Here is a 26,351-nt window from a genome sequence, read left to right on the forward strand (position 1 = left end):
AAAAAGCCTTGATATATCAAGGCTTTTTTTGTGCTTCTTTACATTTACCCATCATTATTTCTTACTTTTTTGTAAACTTTAATTGTATTTTAATAATCGCCCTGAAACTCGCGCGGGCCCTGCATTTATAGGCGGCTTGCCAAAATTTAGGCAGTTAAAAACCTGTTATACTTCAATTCGAACCGGTCGACAAAAAAATTTGGAGGTACTACAACATGAAATTGCACAAACTATTCCAAAAAGTATTGACGGTAGGGATTGTCTCAACTATCGGATTCAGCACTCTGCTTGCAAGTGGAGCTGGAGCCGCACCGGCCCAAGCTGCGGAAAGCGTAGCGGTATCCAAGGGAACTCAAGTTGTTAACTACGGAAAAACGTTTATGGGCACTCCTTATAAATTTGGCGCATCAACATCGACAACCCGGGTTTTTGATTGCTCTTCCTTTATGAAACGGATTTTCGCCAAATACGGCGTAAATCTGCCCCGGACTTCCGTGGCTCAATCGAAAGTGGGACGTGCCGTCTCCAAATCGAATTTGAAAGCCGGCGATCTGGTCTTCTTCTCCAGCGGCAGCCGCGCTAACGGAAGAAACGTGACCCATGTCGCGGTTTATATGGGGAACGGCAAGATCCTGCACACTTACGGCAAACCGGGTGTTACGATTTCCAATCTGAATTCCGGAACCTGGAAAAGAACTTACTTAAAAGCTCGCCGCGTCCTCTAGTTTAAACAAACTTACCGAATTACGTCCAGAAACATCTTCAACCAAATCAGTAAGTTAACCGATGCCCGATAGCCTCTCTATCGGGTTGTTTGGTTTCTTGGGAGAATTCGTTTTATTGAATCACGTAGCCCGTTCCCCGGACCGTGTGAATCAGTTTACGGGGCCTCCCCTTATCGATTTTTTTGCGAAGGTGACGGATGTACACATCGACTACATTGGTCCCCGTTGCAAAATCGTAGCCCCAAACCTCTTGTAATATCTGATCCCGCTGACAGACATGCTCCGCCCGTTTGACCAAATATTTGAGCAAGTCGAATTCCTTCGGAGTCAGCTTAAGGAGCTCGTCGCCCCGGTAAGTCTTTCTCCCCTTTAGCTCGATCTTAAGGTCCTCGTAGTTCAGTTCCGAGACGTAGTCTTCGGTAAACCGGCCATAAAGCCGAATCAGGCTGCGGATCCGCGCCTTAAGTTCAACAAAGGGAATCGTTGCTTCAACAACTTCGATCATCCCGGCTTCCAAGGCGGTTACCAGTTCTTCGGAGTTCCATTCCTCCAGCATTACCAGGACGGGAAAACTGGAATATCCCCCCAACCGCTCCATCTCCCCATATAATTCACCGCCCTCTTTTTCAACCTGAAGCAGCAAAATACCGGGCATGTCGTTGATCAACTCGGCGGCGGTGTCCTCAAAATTAAAACACAAGCGAACCTTATACCCCGCTTCTTCCAATTTATTTTGTAACTGTATGCCGGCGGCATCGTTTTTGTGCATCAAAAGCACGCTATCCTTCATATCCTCCCGCCTCGCCCTAAACTTGTACAATCTTCGTAGTACTAACATGGTCAAAAAAAAAACAAACCATTCCGTCTGAACCGCGAAATGATTCGTTTTCGATAGAAAGTCAATCAACAGCTTACCTAACCCAAATACCGGTCATAGAGGGCTTTAGCCTCGGAAATATCCTTTGTCCCGTGAACGAGCGCTCTTCCGTCCTCGAACAAGACCATACGGATGTTATCCAGCGAGAAGGAAAGCAGAAAGGGATTGACCTCCACCTTTCCGTCCGACAGCTTCCCAAGCTTACCGGCCATGTCCGGAAGCGAAAGCGTGCGTTTGGAAGCGGGCCGGATTTGTACCGTATCCCTGCCGCACAGAACCTCGGTTTTGCGGGAATGGGCTGCGGATAAATAAGGGAAAGTTTTGTGCTCGCCGCAGGATAAACAATCCGGTCTTCTGGCTGCTCCCACCTTCATTTCCGTCTGCTCATTGCGCCACAGATCGAAGGTAAGCAGCGTCCCGCGCAGAGCTTCCTTATGACCTGTGAGCAATTTCAGCGCTTCCGTTGTCTGATGGGCCACGACCAGTTGAACCGCCGGTGGAATGACTCCAGCCGTATCGCAAGTGTCGCCCCCCAGAGGGACGACGCCAAGCAGACAATTTAAACAAGGGGTTTCCCCCGGCAAAATGGTCAACGTCATGCCATAGCTGCCGACGCATCCGCCATAGATCCAGGGAATTCCCTGTTTCTGCGAAATGTCGTTAATCACCAGACGGGTGTCAAAATTATCCGTAGCGTCCATGATCAGATCTACACCGCGGGAAAGTTCGTCCATTTCCTCATGCGTCACGTCCATGACATGACTTTCTACAATAATCTCGCTGTTAAGCGCCCGCAAGTGTCGCTCGGCTGCGACCGCCTTGGGAAGCCTCTGGGCGGCATCCGCCTCATTATAAAGTTGCTGACGCTGCAGATTGCTCCATTCCACATAATCCCGGTCTGCCACAATCAGGCGTCCGACGCCAGCGCGAGCCAGCGTTTCGGCGATCCCGGTTCCCAGCGCTCCCGCCCCGATAATCAGAACCGAGGATTCCGATAATCGCTGCTGACCCGCAGGGCCGATCGGCGGGAACAGCTTTTGGCGGGAATAGCGATCATGCCGTGCTCCATTCATCTTTACCTCACTATCCTTCCGCTCAGATATCCGGCATTATACACTTGACGTACGGACTACACTTTGTCCAGGTTATGCCCGGGTGGACCAGGCCTCAACGTCCCAAATCTTAGTGACCCAATCCTCATAGAAGTCAGGTTCGTGGGATACGAGCAGAACCGTGCCCTTGAAATCCTTTAAAGCCCGTTTCAATTCCTCTTTAGCGACCACATCCAGGTGGTTGGTCGGTTCGTCGAACAATATCCAGTTCGTCTCCCGCATCATCAGCTTGCATAGACGGACTTTGGCCTGCTCTCCACCGCTCAATGCCCTGAGTTGACGGGTAATGTGCTCGTTCTTTAGTCCGCATCGCGCCAGATGGGCACGGACCTCATGCTGGTTCAGATGAGGGAATTCGTTCCACACATCGTCGATCGGCGTCCCGTTTCCGGGACGGACCTCCTGCTCAAAATAAGACGGAAAAAGGAAATCGCCTTGATAGGTTTTCCCGCTTACCGGCGGGATTTTGCCCAGAATCGTTTTCAGCAGGGTCGATTTGCCCACCCCGTTGCAGCCGACGATAGCGATTTTTTCGCCCCGCTCGATAGTCATGGACATTTTGGGCAGCAAAGCATGCGTATAGCCGATCTCGAAATCGATGCCTTCAAATACGGTTTTGCCGCTGGCTCTCGCTTCCTTAAAACCGAAAATCGGCTTGGCCGCTTCCTCCGGCTTATCGATCCGCTCCAAGCGGTCCAATTGTTTCTCCCGGCTCTTGGCGCGTCCGGACGTCGAATACCGCGCCTTGTTGCGCTGGATGAAGTCCTCCTGCTTTTTGATGTATTCCTGCTGCTTCTCATAAGCATCGATATGCTGGCTTTTATTGATGTCGGCCATTTCCAGAAACTTATCATAGTTCGCAGTATAACGGGTCAACTTGGCGAATTCGAGATGGTAAACGACATTGACGACTTGATTCATAAACTCCGTGTCGTGGGAAATCAAAATAAACGCGTAAGGGTAATTTTGCAAATAATTCGTCAACCATTGGATATGTTCCACGTCCAGATAGTTGGTCGGCTCGTCCAGCAGAAGTACGTTCGGTTTCTCCAGCAAAAGTTTCGCGAGCAGCACCTTGGTCCGCTGTCCCCCGCTTAAAGCGGCAACATCGCGGTCGAGACCAATCGCGGAAAGCCCGAGGCCGTTGGCCATCTCCTCAACCTTGACATCGATGAGATAGAAATCGCCGATCTCCAGCTGCTCCTGGATTTCCCCCATCTGATTCAGAAGTTCCTCCAGCTCTTCCGGCGTAGCGTCCGCCATTTTATCCGTAATTTCCATCATTTCCTTCTCAAGCTCAAGCAGCGGAAGAAACGCGTCCTTCAATACATCCCGAACCGTTTTCCCGGGGGTCAGCTTGGAGTGCTGATCCAGGTATCCGTAACGCACCTTCGGGGTCCATTCCACCTTACCCTCGTCCTTCAGAAGTTGTCCGGTCAAAATATTCATCAGTGTGGATTTGCCCACACCGTTTGCTCCCACTAGTCCAACATGTTCCCCGGCAAGCAGCCGGAATGACACATTTTTAAACAGCGTTCTTTCACCAAAGTTGTGGGAAAGGTTCTCTACGGTCAATAAACTCATAATTAACGCACAAGCTCCTTCTATATGAAAAATAGGTTTGTTTCTTTCAAAAAGAGACATTCAAGAACCTATTTTAACATACGGAGAAGACGTCCGTAACCTCTCCGGATTAAATGATTGTAAAAGTTCGCACGCCTGGGGTCAAGGTGCCCGCAAAGGACAATGGGCTTCAAAATAACCTTTCCCCGCCGCATCCCTTTGGCTGGCGAATATTTCTAACGGCACAGTTCCGGATCCGTAATAACATGGGCTACCGCCGGCGAACCGGATTCCGGTCTCAGGGTCGCTCCACCCGTATACCGGCCTTTGTTTTGCAACCCTCCCGCCACCTAGCGCGTAATTGTTATAATGCTTGCTTCCGACCGGAATGCCCTGCAGAAAAACAAGGATTCCCACATCATCGATCGTATTGTTCCACGCCTCCCGCGGAATCGTCGGGAGCGTAAATATATAGTTGAAGCCAAGACTCCTCGCAAACACATTGTGATTGTCGATGACGCTGGACAAATCTGCTTCGATGGCGGAAACGATGACCGATCTGCGGACATTCTCAAAGGTTTCCTTTTGCTTAAGAAGCTCTATGGACAAAGCACCCCCGAGTTCTTCCCTTAAACCACGGTGCACTTCCCCCGAAGCTGTGTCGATTACCGTAATCTGCTCATCCAGGGTAAAATATATCGTGTTCCCTTCCGCATCGTGATAAACGTAGGCTTTCTTGGGCCACCAACGATGCCGAGCCAAAAGACTTCCGTCCTCTCCCGCTATCTCTTGTACTGCGTAAACATAGTATCCGTCATAATCGATCACTATGACCGCCGGGATGTAAGTCATCAATTGATCGCGGGATATCGCATCCTCATGCTCGCCCAAATTCAACATCAACGTTTCCAGCAGAGCGGATAGAGCCGCTTCCTTATCAGCCCGCATAAATTTGGAAGAACCGTAGCCCGATTCATAGCGCTGAAGCTCGTTTAGGCTTAGCATGCTTCCCGCGTCTTGAACCGCCGTCCTAAGCGCTGCCGTGTACTTGATCTGCAGCCGATTCGCCTCCCTGAGTTGCTCCGAATCCCAATGCAGCATAAACAGGGCCGGAAAGGCGAGAAGGACAAAAACGACGGCCCAATCAGTAATCTTCATTCAGCACCATCCCCCCGTAGGTGATCCGCTTGCCCGCCTCACTCCTGTTCCCCGGGCCGTAGACGAGATCCGCCAATGCATGAGAAGTGGGCCGGGTTTTGGGCTTCAAGGTGACTTGAACGAAGTCCCCCGCTGCCAGCTTGTATAATCTCTCTTCCGCTTCGGTTCCGCTCGCGTTCGCCGGAAAAAGAACCTCGAGGATCCGGTCAGTATAATAAGAGTCGTAAACCACGGAATACCGCCCTTGAAAGGTTGCAGGATCGGCCGGATCGCCGTATTCCGGATGGTATTTTTTTCTCCGGTGCTCGATTTCGATGTCGTACACGTTCCCGCCCATCTCCAGGTCCCGGGAAAAACCACGGTACATCTCCGGTGAAAAATATCCCTTATTCCTTACCGCGTCCGTAAATTGAACCAGCGAGTTGTACGCCGACAACATCTCGAAATCCGCCTCCCGCTGGGCAAATTCCACAGCAGGATATAAAAACAGGAGGATCAGGGCCAGCAGGGCAGCCGCGATTTTGGACAGCGGGTTACTCAATCCGCAGACCCCCTAAATTTTAATAAACGCAAGCTTATATAGTCGCTCCTGATGATCGTAATAACAGCGCGCTCTGTAATCGCCCTGCAGGTCGAGCACGGATAAAGCCAAACGTAAATCCCGATCCCCGTTCCCGCCCGGCTCATACACCGGTTCTCCATAATAAGGGATCTGTTTGGAATCCACGGTGACCTCCACTCCTTCGCCCGCCCACTCTCTTAAACCATACAATATATGCATCCCCTTATACCTCACCGCCTTATGCAGCCCCTCGGCTACCCTGCCGAACGTTGAAACGACGCTCACTCTCTGACCTTGAACAAAAGGGACTAACTTTTGCTGGGCCATGTCGAAATGCCGGCATTGTTCCAGCGTAAGGATGAGCGCGGTAAAACAAACGGATACGGCCGCTCCCAGCCATAGCATTTTTTTCAGGGAATCCAGCATAGGTTTACGACGCTACCGTCGTCTGCGTGAAAATGATCCCTCGCACTACGTTGGAATTGTCCTTAATGACCTTCGCTTTAAATTTCCCGCTGGGATTGACGTATTCGTTGAGTTTTTCATTCCATGTATTTCCGATATCGGCCGGGCTCCGGCCGCTCACCGAACCATACTCTTCGTTGGTAAGGGGTCCGCTGATGCGGAGGATGTCCCCGTACCATTGCCCTCCCGAGTTTTTCCCTGTTTTGATTTGAATTCCGAACTCTCCCCGGTCCTTGAATTTCCGCAATGCGTTGGTCACCTGTGATCCGCTCACCGTCGTGTCGTCATATACCGTAAAGGAAGCTTGCGACAGCTCGGTCTGGATATCCGAAAAATTGTTTTGGGCCGTTTTGGTTGCCTCCTGGGCGGATACGAACAAAATCACCACAATCGTGATGAGTGCGATAGTCAAAAAGATCCCTGCCGCCACCTTCAAGGCGGACGATGCGTTATTCATAAATTACAGCCTCCCGATTTTTAAATGTGCTGAATCTGCTTGAAATAAATGTCCATCTGTTGAAAACTCATCCATATTAGCGGGATAACAAGATAAGCAAAAATCAGGCAGTACATCGGGCAAAAACCGAGCATTCTTCCCCATCCCGCTTTAACATCCAGCGATTTCTCATAATCGAGCCGCCTCCGCTCGAATTGGTAGGACATATCACTTTCCAATTCGTCGAATGCGTCGCGGATCGTGATCTTCTCCGCGGCCAAAAGCAGCTTATCGCAAAGCTGCCTAAATTCGTCCAGCACTGCTTCTTCTTTCATTTCCCGCAACGCGTCTTCTCCTCCGTGGCCGTAATGGAGTAAGCATTTCTGCAGCGGTGCTTTAAAGATAACGGCATAGTTATGCAGCCAATCGAGAATCTCTTCCACCGAGATGCGCTCAAGCTCCCGTAAAATCGAAATCATCGTTTGAAACTGGTATACTTCATGCCGCATATCCATAAGCCTCATCCTGCGCTGAAATTTCAAAACCCAAAGCGGCGTAAAATAACCGGCGCAGCCCGCAAGAACGGATAAAAGCAGCTCCCACCATTTCATATACTCCTGATTCCAGCGATCCATTTTATCTAGAATTCGCTGCGTGATCGCGGCAAGCTGCTTCTCGTCCGGCTTCCCGCCGACAGCGGACCATCCCGTCGCCACGGCCTCCGCGATTTCCTTAGATTCAAGCTCCGCCTTCATGCCAAGCTTCAGCATGATCTGCCTATCCTGTTTGGCCTCCTTTGCGGCCGTTCGGCTGTCCTCTTCGGACATTGTTCCGAAGAAGACAGTATTGGCTGGCGGTTCACGCATAATCCACCCCCGGCTTTGCCCGTGCATATAGAAAAGGGAGCCGGTCGCCAAAAGCGTGCATATTCCGAAAACGGCTATCCTTCTGATTTGAAACTGCCCAACGTTGAGGTGATGATTGTTATCTTTCAATAATTGCTCAAGCCGGGAATAGGCTGCCGTAGACGAGCTTGGCGTGAATATTCCCCCCAGCTTGCGAACAAAGCTCAAACGCTGCAACTGAACTTCCCAAGGCAACCGCCGGCTTTGTCCTGCCCGGTAAGGCGGCATCACCCGGTCGCCCTTCAGCTTTTGCAGCAGAACATAACAAAGCAATATAACCACAAAAATGCCGATCTTGACGACCAATCCCAACTTGCTCAAATAAAACTGGTTCATCAGGGGAAAATTCATTCTCGCCCACCATTCAATCGGCTTGGTGAAGAAAAAAGGCACAAGTGCGATGATATTTAGCCCTTGCAATAAATAGTCCAATTTCTTGCGGCGAATCAGCTCCAGTTGAATTTCCTCGGCGAGTCCGGAAATTCCCCGCAAATATAGCGATCTGCGCTCTGTTTTTCGGTCCCCGAATTCCATGACAAGCCGGGATATTCCGGCAAACACTTTAAGGAAACGATTTGGCGCCGTTTCATAGTACTTATCCAACGCCTCATCCGGCTTGCTGTCGGTCAGAGCCGCATAAAGCATTTCCGCGTGGATGCCGATCTCCGCCGGAACCTGGTCAATCGATTCCTGAATGGAATCTTCCACCATGCCATGCCGATGAAAAGCATGCCTAACCGCCGTAAACCAGTCCAGCATTTGTTCCAGCAATTTTTGCTCCAGCCGATTCACGTATCCGTCGAGGAGATTCCCCTGAATCACGGCGATGGCGAGCAAAAGCGACACCGCAAAGACCAAGCCCGGATTCCAGGCGGTCAGCAACCCGAAGGCAGAGCCAAACAGCAAGGCAAGCAGAATCACGAACTTCATGGTGGCTCTTCTTAAGCTGAACTCATCATATCGATGAAGTAATGAAAGGCGCTGGCGAACTTTCATTACTTCATGGCGAAGGAGCGGGATTTTTACCGCTAACGCATAGGATCTCAGCAATATCGCGGAAAGTGTATTCCGCAGCCTTGACGGTATATTTTGCTCCGGCGTCCATGCAAGTCCCCGTTTTCGCTCCCTAATGCTTAACAGCCGGCCTAATCCATAAAGCAATGCGAACAGACAGAGAGACAGCCCAAAGATGACAACAAGAAAAGATTTAAGCTCCAAGCCGCTCCCCCCAATGCTTGTCCAAAAACTCCCCGAAACGAGCCGCTTCCCTTGGGGGCATCTCCCGAAGCATTTCTTCCTGGCACCTCATGGAAAGAGGTTCGGCCGGGAAATAACCGCCGTTGCGGTATTCCACAATCACTCTTTCCCTATACCCTTTGGAGCCCCCCGAAAGTCCGCCCAGGTTGTGCCGGCCTGCACCTTGTTTACTGCTCCCTCCAAGCTCATCATGCTTGCAGCATTCCGAAATCCGTTCGATATACCTGTTTCCTTGACGATCCTTGCAAAGATGAATATCGAAATCGAGCACCTTGGCCACCTGTGCCTCCGCGATCCGCTCATCCCGGAAAACACCCGTTTTAAGGAGTGAATTCCGTAGCGAATCCACCAGATCACGAAACGTTTTGGCATGGTGAGTAAAAATAGTAAACAGGCTGGCTACCTGTCCCATCTGTATCATCCAGGCCGCAACCTCATCTGTCGCAACTTCTCCCAGAATATTGACGGTCCCATCGGTTTTTTTCTGTACATCGAGCCCTTCCTGACCGGAGACGTACTCCGTTTCTCTAAAGCTCAAAATATTCCTTGCGGTATACATATGGCGGAGATGAAGCTCGAACGACATCTCTTGAACCCGCAGCGTGTAGGAGGGATCGATATGTTTTACAAGCGCCATGAGCAGCGTCGTTTTGCCGGAACCCTGGGAACCGGTAATAGCGGTAATCCGGTTGCCCTTCATCAAGAATTTCAATAGCTCGACGGGCAACTCCGCGTTTTTCCCTTCTACCAGACTTTCCACCGAGGCGCTCTTGACATCGAATTTGCGGACAAAAAACGCCCACGTCTCGGCAAAGGGAGGACGTACGACGACGACTCTCGAACCGTCCTTCATTTCGTTGACTTTAAAGCAGTTCGCCTCGGACAATTGGCCCGGCAAATTGAACTTGTAAATGTTTTGACATACCCGCTTTAGTTCGGCTTCATTTCCGAAGGAAAGGAAGGATAAACGCAGGCTCTTTCCTTTGTAAAAAATCCATACGCTATCCCAGGCGCGCGTCACCTTTCTCCCGTCCTCATCCAGCGGAATTTCCGGCCACTCTCCCGCAAACTCGGATACCGAGTCCCCCCACGCGGCGCTGTTTCCCGGCATCCCGCTGACTCCTCCACTGACCCCGTCGATATGCTGCTCCCGTATGGTATCGATTACGGAAAAGCCTTTATACATTTGATAGATCCGCTGCACGACCAGGTCAAGCTTTTCGGGGAATGAAAGCAGCCGGAACTCCCGGTAAAAAATCCGGTCCACATCGTCGGCCGTAATTTCAAAAACCTCCCCGCCCCCTTCCTGTGGGACCGGTTTCGGCCGATCGAGCCCATACTCTTCGATCATGGTCGATAGCCCGTCCGGACCATGTCTCTTCTCGTATAAGTAAAGTAAGATATCAAATCGGTCCTGAGCAGTCAGTTTTTCGCGCTCATCGAAAGGAATAATCCGTCCGATATTGCTTTCGTTGATACCGTAGCTTCCTTGCAGCAGATCGCGTATAAACATTTTCACATAACGTTTATCCTGCATATCGCCATGCACACATCCCTTAAGCGCCTGACGCAATTCGGCACGGGATTTCACTTTTCGCTTCCATGCCTCTTCGTTCATCCCCCAATCGTTGGCAGGGTTGCGGCTCAGCTCATGAATCTGATGTTTGATACAAGCAATCAGTTCGTCCATTGAATAGCGGTTTCGCGCATTCGTTTCATTCCCGGGCTCATCTTGGGCAATTCTGGCTCTAAACCACACAGCCAACAAGCAAGAAAGGATCAGCGCTAAGCATCCTAAGACGTTCACGGCTGCTCTGTCCACAGTTATGCCCCCTTTTCGCCGGACAATGGAGTTCCGCGTCCAGCCAACGTATATATCGCTTGGCAAAAGGGCATCAGCCCCCGCAGCATTTCATCCCTCACCTTTTTATACTGAGGCGCCGGGCAGTGGAGCCTGAAAAACTTCAGCAATTCCCGGTTATTCCACGCATCCGCGAATTTGGTGCTGTAGGAAATGCCATACACGGGAAGCGTGCATGCAAACCTCCGGCAAATATTGCGCACCGTCCACTGTGACCCGGGATCATAAGGATAAACGACGAGAATTTCCGCGACAGAAGAGCAGCCGGCTTCGCACTCCATTCCCAGAAAAAAAGCCTCGAGCTCCGACCGATCCTGGCGTAAAACCGCTACCCTCAAAGGGGCTGGCCCCCTTCTATACAGTTCCTTGGATTCGGTGCCGAACTTACCGGAGAAGGGGGTACGGGACAAACAAATATCGTAGACTTGTTCCGCGACCGAGTAGATGTTTTCCTTTTCCTCCATGCCTATATACGGATCAGGTCCACCCCGAGAACATCCGGTCAAAAGATCCAGTCTTCCCGTAACGACGGGCAGCGTATAATCCGGGAAGTTGTGCTTTGTCAGCTTTTGATTCGCGGCAAGTCTTCGTATCGCATCCATCCCGTTTTCCGCAAGAGGCGAAAGCGGAGCATAATAGTTTGCTTGAACGGAGAATCCTGCCTCCACCCCTGTCCCGCCGGGCTCTCCATTTAAAAGCAACAAACGCCCCGGATAAGTCAACGCCATGCCTATTGCGCTTGCCGCCGCCAATTGCGATGAACCTCCCCAGCCGGTATCCCCAAACACAATCCGGCTCATGCCCTTCTCCTTTCCGCTTGCCGGAGCGTCTTTCTAGTATCCCTGCCGGTCCATCCGGCCAATTCCTCGAGCATGATTCGCAGCGCCTTTTTATAGGACCTCGATAACCTGCCCATCCGCAAAATGTGGCGATGCTCATTCTCCAGCTGAACCGCCAGATTGCCCTCACACCACGGGATATCAAGCCCCTCCCTGGACCATTGAACCGGCAAACTCTCCATGCAGCTCAAAATATATTCCGGCTTCAAAAAACTGTCGACAGTCCGGATAAAAACCGGCCAAAGTTCGAGCCTCGACAACTCGGGCCAGCGTAAAAACAACTGCTTAAACCACTCCACCGTACGTTCCACTTCAAATCTGTCGAAAGAAGTGACCCATATCGCCTCATCTGCCTTGCTCCAGAGCTCCCTAGTCCCATAATGCATCGTTTCCATATCGTACAAACAGAAGTCGTACTCACCGGCAGGTTCAGCCAAAATCCCGTCACAAATGTCAAAGCCGCAAAACTCGGTGATCGGCATTCCCGTAGCGCCGCCACCAAGGATGTAGCGGTATTTCCCGCCATCGGTCAAATCCACCAGCAAAGCCCGCTTCCCCGCCTCGCTCAACGCTTTGCAAATATAAAGCAATAAATCCCTCTTATCGCTCTTTCCGGTAAAAACTATGCGTTTCAAAGCTACTTTCCCCCCTTTAATCGGATGGCCGCATAACAAACTGCTCTTCCTTCCCGACGGCCGTCGCCCCCGGGGCATTGCCGGACGCCTGGAGACCGGCAAATTCCGCTGCCGTCTGTGCCGACATTCCGGCCAAATCGGCCTCCAGTCCCGCGCGCGCGGATCGATTTAATGCTTGTTCCGCTTGACGTACGATGTTGGGGTCCTTCCGGATTAACCCAAGCACCGCATCGTTTGCCGGATATGTCGGTACCGCTTTGGCCTGCAGTCCCGGTTCCACATACAGTAAGGCGTAGATCGATGCTTTGTGCAGATAGGCATCGACGATGGCGCTCGATAGCGACAAAATCTCGGCTTCATTTAGCGTCATCGTGACCACGCCATTCGAGAGGGAACTCACCCGCTTCTTGGACAGTAAAATATAATCCTGACCCGTTGGAAATTGGATCCTTACATCCACGGTATCCTGTTTGGACAAAGTTCCGGGAAGTTGAATAAACCCCATCTCCCGGTAGCGCAAATCGGCGGATGTCGGCTCTTCCTCATATATCAGCGATTCCGTCAGCAACGTATTGGCCTGAAGCGGGAGCTTGACAGCTTTGCCGACAACCATGTCCCTGGAATTTAACAAGTCTGCGGGGACGGCTTGAGCCGGTAGCTCGATCGGGACCACATCCTCGGCCCGGATCATATACCCGGCAGGGAGGGGCCGGGAAGGGGCCCACCCGCGAATCTGCCGTTTCTCCGAAGCAGCTTCCTTCAACCGATTGATTTCGGCTTCCATAGCCTGTCGTATGGCGGCCGTCTGTTTTGCATGCTGATTGGTTTGAATAATCATCCAAGCTGTAAAAATAGCGCCGGTCACCCCCGCACCTATAGCGGCGGCCAGCATCAGTTGCTTCGTCTTTCTTCTCCATGGAAGCAATCAATCACGTCCCTTCCGTAGTTTTCGATTCCAGCGGATTCCATTGATCCTCCCTTTCTTTCCCGGAGGTGGAACCATCCCTTCGCACACCTCCATGAGGGCTTGTTCCATTAATTGACCTGGAGAAAACGGGCAGTTGTCGGCCGGAAGCCCGTACACCCTGACATCCCCCAATTGTTTGCGGAGAAATCGAATGACGTCCGGAGAGGCCATAGGGAGACAGCACGTCCAATTTCCTTTGCCAGCCAAGGGATACTCCATAAAAGCGAGTAAATCATCTTGCCTCCACCCCGCCCCCGGTGTAACCAATATCGACAGATCCGCCCGGGAAAACTCCTCCATCATTTCCTGGCGTCTGCTGGATCCCAGATCGCAAACGACGAACTCGTAGTGATTCGAAAAAATTTCTAGCAGTTCCATTTTGCTAGAAATATGAATGTATTCCACGCCGTGAAGCCTGAAGCCCCGAAAGTTCCCAGGGTGCTTTTGGCTTTCCTCTTCCCCGGCCCATCGGGCAATAGCCCGGAATGCCGTGGATCTCTCATCCGCCTCCACGACCGCTACGCTTCGTACGCTGCGGGATAACACGTGGGCCAGACTGATGGAGAGATGCGTGCCTCCGGAACCCGGAACGGTGCCCATCACGGCGATGATATGCGGGCGGCGGCCCCGCGACAAAGCTCCCGCCACCTCCTGAGGTCCGGGATGGCAAAGCCTCTTTAAAGCTCTCCCGGCTTCCTCGGCAGAAGCGAACCGTTCCTCCGGATTTTGTTGGAGCAGCTTAAAGACCGCCTCTTTCAGCGCCCCATATCCCCTGCCCCGAAACTCCCGGTCCGCGGCTTCCGACCAGGAACTGAAGCGGCAACCTGTCCCCAAATAAAGAAGTACAGCGCCAAGCGAGTACAAATCCGCCCTCCCGTCGCTTTGCCTCCCCCCATACTGTTCGGGAGCCGCAAATCCCGCCGTCCCGAGTTGAATCGTATCCTCAGACCGCTCCGGCTTATACTTGCGAGCGATTCCAAAATCGACGAATCGAATTTGTCCTTTGCCGTCGACCAGCAGATTGGATGGTTTTAAATCCCGGTGCACGATCGGCGGCCGACGGCTATGAAGGTACTGCAAGCCTTCGCAAATTTGCGACCCGAACCCGGCCAATTGCTCCACACTAAGCGCTTTTCTCTGATCCAGCACAAACCGGTCCAGATGAACCCCTTCCACTACATCCATGACCAAATACGAATGACCGGATTCTCGGAGTTGAATAAAATCCACAATTTGCGGCAGCCGCGGATGACTCAATCCGATCAAAAGCTTGGCTTCTTCTTCCGGACGGACCCCAATTCCCTCCATGCCGAAGCTTTCCTTCACGGCCCACTGCTTTCCCGGCAGCTTTAAATCGGAGGCAAGATACACCCGGCTCATCCCGCCTTCACCGATCACCCTCTCCAATCGATATCTGCCCGCCAGAACATCGCCAACACCAAAACCCGGAACGGACGGCACTTGTCCCCTCCTTTCCCGACGAAAAAAAAGCATCCCCTGTCCCGATCCGGTCAAAGACCGGACGGACAAGGGATGCTTTCCCATACGTCAAATTTGTATAATTTTGGAACTATTATAAACCAAAATATCCCAACCTGTAAAGAGGTTTTTTGTCTACTATTAATTTATCACATTAATATTTTATCATATACAATGTAATTTCATCACGGTTGTGAAACAGCTGCTTGGCCCGCTGGATCTGAAGCCGGGAAGCTTCAAAGGTTGCGGTAATCTCTTGGATGAGCGCCATAGGTTTCTTGCTCAGCAGCTTTACCGTCACAATGGCCGTTCCTCCGGGAACAAGAGCATAGAGCAGCTCCGTCACAAGTTTGGCGGTCAGCTTTGGATTCCAGCTCATGTCACAAACGAGGAGATCAAACTGGTGTTCGCGAAACTTAACGCTGTTCGCATTCTTTCGCAGATGGGTGAGCCGCGGATTTCGCAGCACATCTGGATGCAGTTTGGCCGGATCGACGGCAGTCACCTTCATCCCCCGCTCAAGCAGAAAAGAAGTCCAACCTCCCGGCGCCGCTCCGATATCCACAGCTTCCTGAAAAGAACTAAAGTCAATGCCGAAAATCGCCTCGGCCTCAAGCAACTTGAATTTGGCCCGGGAGATTTGCCCTTCCTCCCGCTGAAACCGGATCGCTCCGCCATTCCAATCGGATAAATTGTCCGCGGGTGCGGTTATGCCGGCCAGTATCCGTTCCTTGGCGGCAAACACGGAAACAATCCAATCCGCCTCTCTGACGACGATTTCCGCATCAATACCGTCCAGGCGCGCCTGGAGTGCCTCCTTCAGTTCGGCGGCGCTGCCTTCCCAGACCGCTTGCTCTGATTTACGCGTTTGGATCGCAATCTTGGCTCCATGTAGCCTAGCATCCGCCCGCAAAAAACGGGCAAGTTCCTCTAGCCCGCACTCGCTGTTACCGGATGGCTCTTCCTCCCCGCTAACCCACTCCCATTGCACGGCGAACAGATGGCGCAAAAATATCGGTTCTTTCTGGCGCAATGACGCTGCCACCTGCTGTTGTCCAGCCTTCAGCGACACGAGGAAAACCTCCCCGGGCACCAGCATCGTGCTTTTGACAGCCCCGAATTGTCTGCGAAGCTCTTCCTGCGCGTATGGAGCAAAGCCATGGTTGGCCGAGCATACCCATCTTGTTATAAATTCCGCTCCCGAATCCGTCCCGGTTTCCCGCTCTATCTCGTTGTTCAAAGCTTGCGCCCTCCCGCTTTACGTTCAATTTCCTCCAGCAATTCGAACGGAATAGGCCCGTTATGCAAAATGACATGCTCAGGCTTGTTTTGGTACAAAATTTCGTACATACTCTTCTTTCCGTACATGCTCGAGGTATGGAGGTAAATTTCGCGGGCGTACAGCCCTTCCCGCGCAATGGCGGCAGCCGCATCGGAACCGGTCTTTTCCCCCGGTCCCATATCGTAGTCCAGCGACAAGATGTCCACCTCCGCCACCCTAAGCAGCTCCAGACATTCATCTACGGACCTGACTAAAGTAAAACCTTCGGGACAACGTCGAAAGTCGTCCATATACACATGAATCACAGTCGTTCTTCCTTTCCGCGGTATTTCAGCCCTAGCCTTCCACCCATTGCCTGATCCGGTCCATATCTTCTCTGTAAGTGCCGTCGCTTCCGGCTTCACTCTCCAGAATTAACGGCTTCTCCTTCACCGGGCTGTTTTTTAGCAGTCTGCGAAAGCCGTTTTCTCCGATGTATCCCTGCCCTACTCTTGCATGGCGATCCTTCCGGGACAATGCAGGGTACTTGGAGTCATTTAAATGAACCGCGGCCAACGCGTCCCAAAAACCCAGTTCATTCGCTTTAGCCGCAAACGTGCCGTCCCGTTCTCCGGTCCACATGCCTGCGGCGAACGCATGACAAGTATCGAGGCAAAAGCCGACGAGCCCGGGGAAGTCGCACAACTTACGAATCTGCACAAGTTCCTCCACCGTCATCCCCATGTCTCCATGATCGCCGGCCTGGTTTTCGATCAGCAGTTTGGACTGTCCCTGCCAATCCCGAAGCACCTCATTAATACATTGTATAATATTTTGGTATCCTTGTAAGGGGTTTCTTTCCTTATATATTCCAAAATGCACAACAATTCCCACAGACCCGCAAGCCTCGGCAATTTCCAGATCATTCCTTAACGAATTCACCGTTCTTTCGAACTGTTCCTTCTGGGTCACGGAACTCACGGCCAGATTGCTCGGATAAGGCGTATGCGCAACGGATAAAATGTCATGATCCTGACAAAATTTTCGGCAGCGTGCCGCATCCTTCTCATCAAACCTTTTCACGGTCAAACTTCGCGGATTTTTGGGGAAATACTGAAAAGCTCCCGCTCCCATGCGGTATGCGGCCTCGGCGGCGCCGTAGTAGCCACCACGGATACTCATATGCCCCCCGATTTTAAGCTTAGCGGTCATACTGACAGCCCGGACTATAGAACACCTTGCGTCCGTTCAACTCGGTTTTTACGATGGCATCGCCGCAGCGAGGGCAGTTTTCCCCTTCCCGATCATAAACCCGGCACAATTCGTTTGCTCCTCCAGTCAGTGTATCGTTCTTCGTCAGAGGAAGCTCCATATATCCTCCGGCTTGCGTCATTTCCGTCAGAACTTCCTGCATGGCTTTGTAAACTGAAGCCACTTCGGCATCGGTCAAATTCTGCACTTTGGCCGAAGGTCTGATCCCCGCGGCAAAAGCGATCTCATCCGCATAACAATTGCCGATGCCCGCAATCACTTCCTGATTGACAAGCACGGTTTTCAGGCTGCCCCGGCGTTTCCGCAAAAGTTCGGCAAATAGCGCTTCATTCATTTTACGGCCAAACGGTTCGGGCCCCAGATGAGACAACGCTTCCTCCGCTTCTTTCGCGCTGAGCAAATGCAAATAGCCGAGCCTTAACCCTATAAAATAGAGGATCAAATCCTCGCCAAACGTGATTTCGATCTGCGTGTTCCGATCCGGGCGATCCGTCCCGGACCCCAGGTAAAGCAGCCCGCCCAACATCAGATGCAGCAGCAAACGGCGTCCGTTGTCCAGGTGAAACAATAAATGTTTGGCTCTCCGCTCGATAAAAATGACCTGTCTGCCTTGGAGTTCTTGAATGAAGTTCTCTTGAGGCAAATTGAGCGATTTCTCCCGGTTCACAACCACTTGAGAAATTTTAAGGTCCAAAATATGCTTGGAAAGCTGAATTCGGTAATTTTCCATTTCCGGCAATTCCGGCACGATACATCTTCCCTTTCATTCACGATGTAAAATATCTATGAAGAGCTGCCGATAAGCTTGCGCACTTCATTCAAATCCCGGCAGATTATATCCGGGCGGACCCCCGAGGCCTCAACATAGCCATCGAGGTTCTCCATGTTCGTTACGCCCGTCAATGTTAATATCGTCCCGCAACCTGCGCGAGCGCCCGCCGAAATATCCGTCAGCATATTGTCTCCGATCACCGCCACCTCTTCATGGCGGAGACCAAGTCTATCGATCGCATGCTTCATCAAGATGCCCGAAGGCTTACCGATCACAACCGGCTCCACACCCGATGCGGCCTGAATTGCTGCGGCTATTGTGCCCGCACCCGGCATAAGACCATCCTGGGAGGGAAGGAGCAGGTCCGGATTCGTCAGGACATATCCGGCTCCCCCCCGAATCCAGCGAGCGGCTTGTGTCAATGTTTCGTATGTAAAGTTCCGGGCGATTCCTTGCACAACATAATCCGGACGCTCCTCCACCAGCTCAAGACCCGCGTCCCGCAATGCCGTCAGCAGGCCGGTCTCCCCGATGGGAGCCACTCTGCAGCCCGGGTGACGATCCGCAATATACTCCGCCGCGGCGACCGCCGAGGTGCAAACTTCCTCACTCCGAGCCGGAATCCCCATGACCTGAAGATGCTCGGCCACCTCGGCGGGGGTTCGGGAGGAATTGTTGGTGACAAATAAATAGGGGATCCCTTGATCCCTTAATTCAGAGATAAGCTGGTCCGCCTGAGGTATCATACGGCTGCCATGATATAAAGTTCCATCCAAGTCAATCAAATAGGCCTTCCAGGCCGGCTTGGTTGTATTCATTTTCTTCACCTACTTGTATCCATTGTACAAATAAACCCGAGCCCCAAGCAAATTTCCCGGGCGCTTCCGCAGGTTTTCCGTCAAATGCCCAGTCACCCTTGCCAACTCCCGTCGAACGGGATCGAAGATGCCCAAATAACAAGGCTTTCACGCTATCAAAGTTTGCAACCGCCTGTCATTTCCTGCGCTTTCCCGGAAAATAAAACAGGCGCAGCTCCTTATTCCCCGCCTCTTTTGACCGGGTACAATTCGTGTTCCCTGGCGAGATGCGCATTCGGAAACACCGCCTGTGCCTCCTGCTGCAGCTCCTGAAGCTGGTTCTCATACTTATAGCGCGAACTGAAATGAGTCAGGTACAGATTTTTCGCCCCGGCTTGTTTGGCGGCCTCCGCGGCTTGTCTGGCCGTACTGTGATGATAGGTGAATGCCGTTTCAGCCAGATCATGCATAAACGTGGCCTCATGCACGAGCGCATCCGCTCCTTCCGCCAGAGGAACTACAGCCGGACAGGGCCGGGTATCGCCCAGAATGGTGACAACTCTCCCCGATTTGGGACGGCCGAGTACCTCCGCAGGTTCTATAATCCTGCCTTCGGGCGTCGTTACGCTCTCGCCCTTTTTCAGCTTGCCGAATAAGGGACCGGGTTGAATGCCGTATTGTCGGAGCAAATCGATATCCAGCTTGCCGGGAAGGTCCTTCTCGATCACCCGGTACCCGTAACTCGGAATCCGGTGATCCAGCTTGGCGGCTTCCACCCGGAACGTTTCGTCCTCAAACAGTCGCCCGCCTTCATGCTCCACAATCTCCAGCTTGTAGTTGATTCGCGATTCGCTAAGGCCGAGCGCCATTTGAACGAATTGCTTCAACCCCGGCGGGCCATACAATATTAAAGGAGTATCGCCGCCCTGATAAGCTCTGCTGGACAGCAATCCCGGCAGGCCAAAGAGATGATCCCCGTGTAAATGAGTGATAAAAATACATTCCAGCTTGCTTAGCTTCAAAGGTGAACGGAGAATTTGATGCTGGGTCCCCTCCCCGCAGTCAAACAGCCAAAAGGAACGCCGTTCATCCAGCAGCCGCAGCGCAAGCGAAGAGACGTTTCTTTCCAGCGAAGGTACTCCGGCATTGGTTCCCATAAAATATAACTCCATCGCATTACCTCCTAACCGGACGCTAATCCGTTGGTCTGCCCCAGCCCTCCATCTATAGGTCTATTCCATCGTCAATCGCCAAAACCCTCCGAAAACTCGGAGGGTTTGCAGACTGGGGTGTTTAAGCTTTATCCACGTTAAAATACTGCGCTTGCGGATGGGCGAATACCATCGCCGACACCGAGGCTTCCGGCTCCATCATAAAGCCTTCCGTCAGCTGAATCCCGATATCTTCAGGCTTCATCAATTCAAACAGCGGCTGCTGGTATTCGAGATCCGGGCAAGCCGGGTATCCATAAGATACACGAATCCCTTGGTATCTGGCGCCATGGCGCTGCTTCATCGTCATTTCCGGCGGATCCGGGAATCCCCATATATCGCGCATAATATGATGAACGCGTTCCGCCAAGGCCTCGGCCGTTTCCAGCGCCACCGACTGAAGGGCATGCGACCGCAGGTAATCCCCCTTGGCTTTCCACTCTTCCGACAGTTCCCGCACTCCCTGGCCTGCGGTGACCACAAGGAACCCGACATAGTCCATCATACCGCTCTCTACGGATTTTAGGAAGTCCGAAAGACAGAGAAACGGTTCTACACGCTGTCTTGGGAATGTGAACGTTTTGAGTACCCGGGTAAAGTCTGCCGGATCGTAAATGATAATATCGTTCCCCGACGATTGGGCCGGGAAGAAACGATACATCGCCTGGGCCCGGATGATCCCTTTCCCGGCGGCATCCCGCAGAATTTCGTCCACCGTCTCCTTAAGCTGGACGGCCTTCTCGTCCCCTTGAGCGAGCAGTTGGTCCACCGAACCGCGCAGGCCCAGATGATGGCCGAGCAGCATCTGCATATTAATATACGGAATAATATGATTGATCGGGTAATCCCGCAACACATGCCTGTCCAGGTCCGGCGGAATAAACACAGGAGCATCGGTCGAGATATTCGAGCGGACCGCCCGGCTTAATTCCGGCATCGGTGCCGCAGGAGCGGCTTGTGCATCGGCTTCCTTTTCCGCCTCGATGTCTTTCCGGATTACTTCACGGTGCGACGGATCCATCAGCTTATTGGCCAGATCCAGCCCGTCCATCGCGTCCTTGGCGTAAACAACCAGACCGTTATACTCCGGGCGTATCCGGGTTCTGGTAAATTTGCGGGTTAAAGCGGCGCCGCCGACGAGGATCGGCACGTCAATTCCCGCATTGCGCAAATCCTGAGCCGTGGTGACCATCTGCTGCGCCGACTTGACCAGCAGCCCCGACAAACCTACCGCGTCCGGAAGCTCTTCCCGACACGCTTCGATAATGCGCTCCGGTGGTACTTTTATACCCAAATTCACAATTTTGTAACCGTTATTGGCCAAGATGATCTCCACCAGATTTTTTCCGATGTCGTGAACATCGCCCTTAACGGTCGCCAGCAATATTTTCCCTTTAACGGAGGATTCGTTCTTTTCCATGAACGGCTCCAGGAAGGCCACCGAAGCTTTCATGACTTCCGCGCTTTGCAGCACCTCGGCCACGATCAGCTCGTTATTGTTGAACAGGCGGCCGACCTCTTCCATCCCCGCCATCAACGGCCCGTTAATAATTTCCAGAGCACTGTATTTTTTTAGGGCTTCTTCCAAGTCCGGGATCAGCCCGTCTTTCGTTCCTTCCACGACGTAGGAAGCAAGCCGTTCTTCCAGGGAGAGATGCACCGCTTTTTCCTGCTTCTCCACCTTTTTGTTTCGGAACGCCGCAACGAATGCGGCCAATGTCTCATCATTGGTGTTGTAAATCAGCTCTTCGGCCAGCCGCCGTTCCTCTTCCGGAATGGAGGCATAGCGCTCCACCTTCTCGGTGTTCACGATCGCATAGTCGAGCCCCGCTTTGGTGCACTCATATAGGAAGACGGAGTTAAGGACCTCACGCCCGGCTTCCGGCAGACCGAAGGACACGTTGCTGACGCCGAGCACCGTATGGCAGGAAGGCAGTGCCTCTTTAATCAGGCGAATCCCTTCGATCGTTTCCTTGGCCGAACCGATGTACTGCTCATCGCCGGTGCCGACCGGGAAAACAAGCGGATCGAAGATCAAATCCTCGGAATTCAGCCCGTAATTGTTCACCAGCAGATCATGCGAGCGTTTCGCCACTTCCAGTTTGTCTTCGCGCGTGATCGCCTGCCCCCGCTCATCGATGGTCCCTACGACGACCGCGGCCCCGTATTTGTGAATCAGCGGTGTTACTTTTTCAAACTTCTCTTCACCGTCTTCAAGGTTAATGGAGTTAATAATCGATTTGCCTTGGCAATAGCTGAGCGCCAAATCGAGTACTTGCGGGTCTGTCGTATCGATCATCAGCGGAACCTTGACCTTTTTGACGACCAGCTCCAGGAACAACTTGATATCCTCCGCTTCGTCACGGTCCGGATCCTGCACGCATACGTCGATCACCTGCGCTCCGTTTTTGACTTGGGCACGCGCGATTTCCGATGCTTCCTCGTATTTCCCTTCCACGATTAGCCGCTTAAATTTTCTCGATCCGAGAACATTCGTTCTCTCCCCGACCATATACGGCCGGTTGGCCGACTCGATATAGACCGGCTCAATCCCGGAAATCGCCGGCGGATGGATCCCTTCGATTTCACGGGGACGATATTGCCTCATTTTTTCCGCTAGCGCCGCTATGTGGGCCGGTGTAGTCCCGCAGCAGCCGCCGGCGATATTGAGCCAGCCCTGCTCCGCGAAAGCGGCCATCTTCTGGGCAAGCGAATCGGGCGACTCATGGTAATTCCCGTTTTCGTCCGGGAGACCGGCATTCGGGTGGCAGCTGACGCCCGCCTTCGCCATCTCCGAAAGCGTCCGGATATGGTCCCGCATAAATTCCGGGCCCGTAGCGCAGTTAAGTCCGACGGATATCGGGTTAAGATGCTCCAGAGAAATATAGAAGGATTCGATGTTCTGACCCGCAAGCGTCGTTCCCATCGGCTCGATCGTCCCCGAAATCATCAGCGGGAGTTTTTTGCCGGTGGTCTCGTAGGCCCGGTTGATCCCGATGCTTCCCGCTTTGACGTTCAGCGTGTCCTGCGAGGTTTCCAGCATCAGCGCATCGACTCCCGCATCGATCAAAGCCACGGCTTGTTCCTCATAGCTGGCCGTTAATTCATCAAATGTAACGCCACCGGTCACCGACAGCGTCTTCGTCGTCGGGCCGATAGCGCCTACGACATATCGCGGCTTGTCCGGCGTGCTGTATTTCTCCGCTGCGGAAACTGCCAAGCGCGCGGCCGCCAGGTTGATCTCCCGCGCCCGGTCCTGTAGATCATATTCAGCCAGTACCACGGAAGTCGCGCCGAACGTATTGGTCTCAATCAGATCGGCCCCCGCTTCCAGATACTGCTCATGAATCGTTTGTATGACATCCGGACGGGTAAGCACCAAAATTTCATTACAGCCGTCCAGTTCCTCTCCTCCAAAATCATCAGCCTTGAGGTCCACTTGCTGGATCATGGTTCCCATCGCTCCATCAAGGATCAATATTCGTTCTTTTATTAAAGATTCCAAGCTTGGTTTACTCATGATCTGTTCCCTCCCGTAAAACGTTAAGAATTAGTTTAACAGATTAAAGCGTCCAAGGAAAGGGAGATTACAAAATTGCTAACCCGCGTTCTCCCTGGATCAATCCCTTTTTATAATGAAAAGAAAGGGTCGACAACAGCGCCTCTTTCAGCTATAATTCAATCAAACTATTTAGAAAGCGGGGTAATCCTATGGCCGAAATAAGAATAAGAAAGACGAACGAAATTATTTCAGGAGAAGAAAAAGTTCGTGATTTTCTGGATAAATATGAAGTAATTTATGAGCATTGGGATACGAAAAAACTCCCGCAAGAACTGCGCGAGAACTTTTCGCTGAGCGACGAGCAAAAAGCAGCCGTCCTGGAAGCCTATCAGTCCGAAATTCAGGAACTCGCCGCCCGCCGCGGCTACCGGACCTGGGACGTCATCACCCTGTCGGAAGCGACGCCAAACATCGAAGAATTGTTGGCCAAATTCGAGCAAATCCATACCCATTCGGAAGATGAGATCCGGGCGATCATATCCGGAGCCGGCACTTTCATCATCAAAGGCGACGAACAAACCGGTTACTTTGACGTTAATCTCGTACCGGGCGATTTGATTTCCGTACCGGAAAACACACCGCATTTCTTTACCCTAACCGATGAACGCAAAGTTGTGGCCGTCCGCCTCTTTGTGGAGGAAGACGGTTGGATCGCCCACCCTTATGAGGATCCTTCCTTTCAAAAGTAAATCCATCTAAAAATGCAAACAAGGCTGCTTCCATAACGGGAGCAGCCTTGTTTTTGAGTATCGTTATTTAATCGTAAATCCCTCGGAAGGCATGGAATGCTGATCACGAGCGGTCACATGGGAAATGACATGGTACGTTCCCGGTTCTTCGAACGTCTTCTCCAATACGTAAAGCCCGTCGCCCGAGCCAGCAACTACTTCCTTACTGTGCTCATCTTCCGGTGAACCGTCCTTCCAGTACTCAAACATAACTTCTTTCGCATCATCGACATTCTGACCCTGGTGGGTAACCTTGGCTTCGAACCTTACAGGCTTTCCTGCGGTAACTTCCGCGGGATTCACCCGAAGCTCCACCTTTATCGGCTCAAGCATATTGGCATCGGCCGCAATGTGGTGGTCCGTCCCCTTAGGATTGCCGCATCCGCTTAAAAGCACCGCAAACAGCAGGGTCAAACCGATGATCCACAAACCGTTCTTTTTGTTCATGGCGTTTACCTCCCTACTACTTGTTCCGTCTCCAACGCTCAAGCATATTTCGCGATAATGTCATGCAGCTCCGCAAGATGTTTGATTTCAAAATCCGGTACAATTTCATCGTTCCGGCTGCGTCTGTGCCGGTTAACCCATACCGTGATCATTCCCACGCTAAGCCCGCCGCAGATGTCGGTCGTCAACTTGTCGCCGACCATCAAGCTTTCCTCCGGTTCCACCCCCAACCGTTCCAGCGCATGGTGGAAAATGGCCGAATCCGGCTTTCCTTTTCCAAACGATCCGGAAATGATAATTTCATTGAAATAAGGCGACAGTTCCGGAACACCGTCAAGCTTCTCTTGTTGCAGGGCGGGACATCCGTTGGTCAATAAGAGAAGCTTGACCTTGCCCTTCAATTCGCCGAGAATGCGAAAAGTCTCTTCGTAAACATGGGGCCGGGAACGGCGTTCCCGGCCGAACTGCGCTGCCAGCTCCCCAGCGAGCGCCTCGTCCTCCACACCGAGCGACTTTAAACCGCGGAGCCAGGATTCCTTCTGGTAAACGGGGGCTAGTTGTTCCAGTTGGCGGAATTCCGGCTGTTCCCCTGCCGAGAAGGTCGCCCACAATCCCTCAAACGGATTGATCCCGATCATTTTGGTAAACGGATAGGTTTCATAAGACGCGTACAACTCTCTGGCTTCCTTGCGCACCGATTCCTCGAGCTTCTCAGGATCGATCCCCACCGCTTCTCCCGCTTTCAGGCAAGTCGCTTCAAAAGATTCTTTAATACTGCGCTCATCCCACAACAAAGTGTCATCCAGATCAAAACATACGGCCTTGATAGTCATAGTTCACACACACACTCCCCCAAAATATTGACAACCTCAATTTCAATCTATACTAACCCTTATTCCTTCTCAAAGGAAACATGGTGTACTTTCGCATATTGCTCCAGATGTTCTCCCATCGCCTCCGTGTCAAAACGGTTGCGGACGCGGTGGAACACCCAATTGACGTCTTTACTCTTCGGAGTAATCGTGATTTTGCCGCGGCCTACCTTTATTTTGCTGATGTTGTTTGCTTCCAGAGTGCGGTCGCGGTTAAATTTGGACGTATACAGCCAGCCTTTATGAATTCGCAAATACGGCTTCCTGAGAAAAATCGTCAACGCCAGGATCAGATAAAGTACGATCGTGAGCCAAAACAAAACCGAGTTGACTTCCGAGGCATTACCGATCAACCCGACCACGGCATACAGAAGGGCAAGCAAGACCAGAGCTGCCGGAAGAAGAATGTTTCTTCCTCTAAAAACCTCTCCTTCCCCCTTGGCGCCTAACGAATACCGGGGATCCTGCCCCCCGCCGCCGATCCGGCTCGGCCCCTTTCCTTTCTTGTTCATGCGAACCCGATTACGTTCCACTTTCCTGTCAAACGAAGCCATGAAATTTCCTCCTACACCTAATGTTATGTAAGCC

25 protein-coding genes are annotated in these 26,351 nt (G+C 52.1%); 2 read left to right on the forward strand and 23 right to left on the reverse strand.

Annotation, left to right across the window (positions count from 1 at the left end):
- Positions 1–215: 215 nt before the first annotated feature.
- Positions 216–725, forward strand: coding sequence for a C40 family peptidase (locus V4U88_RS00405; protein ID WP_334071239.1), 510 nt, complete (start codon positions 216–218; stop codon positions 723–725).
- 112 nt (positions 726–837) lie between these two features.
- On the opposite strand, the gene V4U88_RS00410 is transcribed toward V4U88_RS00405, so the two are convergent.
- From V4U88_RS00410 to metH, 20 genes are all read right to left on the reverse strand, one after another.
- The gene (locus V4U88_RS00410; protein WP_334071240.1) at positions 838–1,494 is read right to left on the reverse strand and encodes a response regulator transcription factor; all 657 of its coding nucleotides are present in this window, start codon (positions 1,492–1,494) and stop codon (positions 838–840) included.
- Between the two features lie 146 nt (positions 1,495–1,640).
- Entirely contained in the window at positions 1,641–2,675 is a 1,035-nt protein-coding gene (locus tag V4U88_RS00415) for a MoeB/ThiF family adenylyltransferase (RefSeq protein WP_334071241.1), read from the reverse strand.
- A gap of 72 nt (positions 2,676–2,747) precedes the next feature.
- Positions 2,748–4,298, reverse strand: a complete 1,551-nt coding sequence (locus tag V4U88_RS00420) for an ABC-F family ATP-binding cassette domain-containing protein (protein ID WP_334071242.1) — start codon at positions 4,296–4,298, stop codon at positions 2,748–2,750.
- Between the two features lie 141 nt (positions 4,299–4,439).
- On the reverse strand, positions 4,440–5,435 hold the full coding sequence (locus V4U88_RS00425; protein WP_334071243.1) for a hypothetical protein: 996 nt from the start codon (positions 5,433–5,435) through the stop codon (positions 4,440–4,442).
- A complete protein-coding gene (locus V4U88_RS00430) occupies positions 5,422–5,976 on the reverse strand; it encodes a hypothetical protein (RefSeq protein WP_334071245.1) in 555 nt (184 codons plus the stop codon). The genes V4U88_RS00425 and V4U88_RS00430 overlap by 14 nt, the downstream gene beginning before the upstream one ends.
- A gap of 12 nt (positions 5,977–5,988) precedes the next feature.
- Positions 5,989–6,423 carry a hypothetical protein gene (locus V4U88_RS00435; protein ID WP_334071246.1) on the reverse strand — a complete coding sequence of 145 codons (435 nt, stop codon included), beginning with the start codon at positions 6,421–6,423 and terminating at the stop codon, positions 5,989–5,991.
- Positions 6,424–6,427: 4 nt separating this feature from the next.
- A complete protein-coding gene (locus V4U88_RS00440) occupies positions 6,428–6,919 on the reverse strand; it encodes an ABC transporter permease (RefSeq protein ID WP_334071247.1) in 492 nt (163 codons plus the stop codon).
- Positions 6,920–6,939: 20 nt separating this feature from the next.
- Entirely contained in the window at positions 6,940–8,733 is a 1,794-nt protein-coding gene (locus V4U88_RS00445) for a hypothetical protein (RefSeq protein WP_334071248.1), read from the reverse strand.
- Positions 8,734–9,010: 277 nt separating this feature from the next.
- Positions 9,011–10,750: an ATPase, T2SS/T4P/T4SS family gene (locus V4U88_RS00450; RefSeq protein ID WP_334071249.1), complete on the reverse strand. Its 1,740-nt coding sequence runs from the start codon at positions 10,748–10,750 to the stop codon at positions 9,011–9,013.
- 134 nt (positions 10,751–10,884) lie between these two features.
- A complete protein-coding gene (locus tag V4U88_RS00455) occupies positions 10,885–11,721 on the reverse strand; it encodes a hypothetical protein (RefSeq protein ID WP_334071250.1) in 837 nt (278 codons plus the stop codon).
- Positions 11,718–12,395, reverse strand: coding sequence for a hypothetical protein (locus V4U88_RS00460; RefSeq protein ID WP_334071251.1), 678 nt, complete (start codon positions 12,393–12,395; stop codon positions 11,718–11,720). Before V4U88_RS00460 ends, V4U88_RS00455 begins: the two co-directional genes overlap by 4 nt.
- Positions 12,396–12,411: 16 nt before the next feature.
- Entirely contained in the window at positions 12,412–13,320 is a 909-nt protein-coding gene (locus tag V4U88_RS00465; RefSeq protein WP_334071253.1) for an SAF domain-containing protein, read from the reverse strand.
- Positions 13,321–14,823, reverse strand: coding sequence for a serine/threonine protein kinase (locus V4U88_RS00470; RefSeq protein WP_334071254.1), 1,503 nt, complete (start codon positions 14,821–14,823; stop codon positions 13,321–13,323).
- 172 nt (positions 14,824–14,995) lie between these two features.
- On the reverse strand, positions 14,996–16,081 hold the full coding sequence (locus V4U88_RS00475; RefSeq protein ID WP_334071255.1) for an SAM-dependent methyltransferase: 1,086 nt from the start codon (positions 16,079–16,081) through the stop codon (positions 14,996–14,998).
- Positions 16,078–16,425 (reverse strand): cyclic-phosphate processing receiver domain-containing protein, encoded by a 348-nt coding sequence (locus V4U88_RS00480; protein WP_334072033.1) that lies wholly within the window; start codon positions 16,423–16,425, stop codon positions 16,078–16,080. Before V4U88_RS00480 ends, V4U88_RS00475 begins: the two co-directional genes overlap by 4 nt.
- A 34-nt stretch (positions 16,426–16,459) precedes the next feature.
- Positions 16,460–17,314 carry a deoxyribonuclease IV gene (locus V4U88_RS00485; protein WP_334071256.1) on the reverse strand — a complete coding sequence of 285 codons (855 nt, stop codon included), beginning with the start codon at positions 17,312–17,314 and terminating at the stop codon, positions 16,460–16,462.
- Positions 17,304–18,122: an Fpg/Nei family DNA glycosylase gene (locus tag V4U88_RS00490; RefSeq protein WP_334071257.1), complete on the reverse strand. Its 819-nt coding sequence runs from the start codon at positions 18,120–18,122 to the stop codon at positions 17,304–17,306. The genes V4U88_RS00485 and V4U88_RS00490 overlap by 11 nt, the downstream gene beginning before the upstream one ends.
- Positions 18,123–18,157: 35 nt before the next feature.
- Positions 18,158–18,964 carry a TIGR01457 family HAD-type hydrolase gene (locus V4U88_RS00495; protein ID WP_334071258.1) on the reverse strand — a complete coding sequence of 269 codons (807 nt, stop codon included), beginning with the start codon at positions 18,962–18,964 and terminating at the stop codon, positions 18,158–18,160.
- A gap of 218 nt (positions 18,965–19,182) precedes the next feature.
- Positions 19,183–20,115, reverse strand: a complete 933-nt coding sequence (rnz, locus tag V4U88_RS00500) for a ribonuclease Z (protein WP_334071260.1) — start codon at positions 20,113–20,115, stop codon at positions 19,183–19,185.
- A gap of 121 nt (positions 20,116–20,236) precedes the next feature.
- On the reverse strand, positions 20,237–23,674 hold the full coding sequence (gene metH / locus V4U88_RS00505) for a methionine synthase (RefSeq protein ID WP_334071261.1): 3,438 nt from the start codon (positions 23,672–23,674) through the stop codon (positions 20,237–20,239).
- Between the two features lie 191 nt (positions 23,675–23,865).
- On the opposite strand from metH, the gene V4U88_RS00510 reads away from it, so the two are divergent.
- A complete protein-coding gene (locus tag V4U88_RS00510; RefSeq protein ID WP_334071262.1) occupies positions 23,866–24,405 on the forward strand; it encodes a 1,2-dihydroxy-3-keto-5-methylthiopentene dioxygenase in 540 nt (179 codons plus the stop codon).
- A gap of 63 nt (positions 24,406–24,468) precedes the next feature.
- On the opposite strand, the gene V4U88_RS00515 is transcribed toward V4U88_RS00510, so the two are convergent.
- The 3 genes from V4U88_RS00515 to V4U88_RS00525 are packed head-to-tail and all read right to left on the reverse strand — an operon-like array spanning position 24,469 to position 26,317.
- The gene (locus V4U88_RS00515; RefSeq protein ID WP_334071263.1) at positions 24,469–24,891 is read right to left on the reverse strand and encodes a FixH family protein; all 423 of its coding nucleotides are present in this window, start codon (positions 24,889–24,891) and stop codon (positions 24,469–24,471) included.
- Between the two features lie 38 nt (positions 24,892–24,929).
- Positions 24,930–25,724 (reverse strand): HAD family hydrolase, encoded by a 795-nt coding sequence (locus V4U88_RS00520; RefSeq protein WP_334071264.1) that lies wholly within the window; start codon positions 25,722–25,724, stop codon positions 24,930–24,932.
- A 59-nt stretch (positions 25,725–25,783) separates the two neighbouring features.
- Positions 25,784–26,317 carry a hypothetical protein gene (locus tag V4U88_RS00525; RefSeq protein ID WP_334071265.1) on the reverse strand — a complete coding sequence of 178 codons (534 nt, stop codon included), beginning with the start codon at positions 26,315–26,317 and terminating at the stop codon, positions 25,784–25,786.
- Positions 26,318–26,351 lie beyond the last annotated feature (34 nt).

This window comes from Paenibacillus sp. A14 (assembly GCF_036864815.1).
Classification (GTDB): Bacteria; Bacillota; Bacilli; order Paenibacillales; family Paenibacillaceae; genus Fontibacillus; species Fontibacillus sanfengchensis.

Excerpts from the sequence above, each read along its gene's own strand:
- V4U88_RS00415 (WP_334071241.1), bottom strand. The coding sequence starts at position 2,675 with ATGAATGGAGCACGGCATGATCGCTATTCCCGCCAAAAGCTGTTCCCG.
- V4U88_RS00440 (WP_334071247.1), bottom strand. The coding sequence starts at position 6,919 with ATGAATAACGCATCGTCCGCCTTGAAGGTGGCGGCAGGGATCTTTTTG.
- V4U88_RS00410 (WP_334071240.1), bottom strand. The coding sequence starts at position 1,494 with ATGCACAAAAACGATGCCGCCGGCATACAGTTACAAAATAAATTGGAA.
- V4U88_RS00420 (WP_334071242.1), bottom strand. The coding sequence starts at position 4,298 with ATGAGTTTATTGACCGTAGAGAACCTTTCCCACAACTTTGGTGAAAGA.
- V4U88_RS00425 (WP_334071243.1), bottom strand. The coding sequence starts at position 5,435 with ATGAAGATTACTGATTGGGCCGTCGTTTTTGTCCTTCTCGCCTTTCCG.
- V4U88_RS00450 (WP_334071249.1), bottom strand. The coding sequence starts at position 10,750 with ATGGACGAACTGATTGCTTGTATCAAACATCAGATTCATGAGCTGAGC.
- rnz (WP_334071260.1), bottom strand. The coding sequence starts at position 20,115 with ATGGAGTTATATTTTATGGGAACCAATGCCGGAGTACCTTCGCTGGAA.
- V4U88_RS00405 (WP_334071239.1), top strand. The coding sequence starts at position 216 with ATGAAATTGCACAAACTATTCCAAAAAGTATTGACGGTAGGGATTGTC.
- V4U88_RS00510 (WP_334071262.1), top strand. The coding sequence starts at position 23,866 with ATGGCCGAAATAAGAATAAGAAAGACGAACGAAATTATTTCAGGAGAA.
- V4U88_RS00495 (WP_334071258.1), bottom strand. The coding sequence starts at position 18,964 with ATGAATACAACCAAGCCGGCCTGGAAGGCCTATTTGATTGACTTGGAT.
- V4U88_RS00485 (WP_334071256.1), bottom strand. The coding sequence starts at position 17,314 with ATGACCGCTAAGCTTAAAATCGGGGGGCATATGAGTATCCGTGGTGGC.
- V4U88_RS00455 (WP_334071250.1), bottom strand. The coding sequence starts at position 11,721 with ATGAGCCGGATTGTGTTTGGGGATACCGGCTGGGGAGGTTCATCGCAA.
- V4U88_RS00525 (WP_334071265.1), bottom strand. The coding sequence starts at position 26,317 with ATGGCTTCGTTTGACAGGAAAGTGGAACGTAATCGGGTTCGCATGAAC.
- V4U88_RS00520 (WP_334071264.1), bottom strand. The coding sequence starts at position 25,724 with ATGACTATCAAGGCCGTATGTTTTGATCTGGATGACACTTTGTTGTGG.
- V4U88_RS00435 (WP_334071246.1), bottom strand. The coding sequence starts at position 6,423 with ATGCTGGATTCCCTGAAAAAAATGCTATGGCTGGGAGCGGCCGTATCC.
- metH (WP_334071261.1), bottom strand. The coding sequence starts at position 23,674 with ATGAGTAAACCAAGCTTGGAATCTTTAATAAAAGAACGAATATTGATC.
- V4U88_RS00445 (WP_334071248.1), bottom strand. The coding sequence starts at position 8,733 with ATGAAGTTCGTGATTCTGCTTGCCTTGCTGTTTGGCTCTGCCTTCGGG.
- V4U88_RS00515 (WP_334071263.1), bottom strand. The coding sequence starts at position 24,891 with ATGAACAAAAAGAACGGTTTGTGGATCATCGGTTTGACCCTGCTGTTT.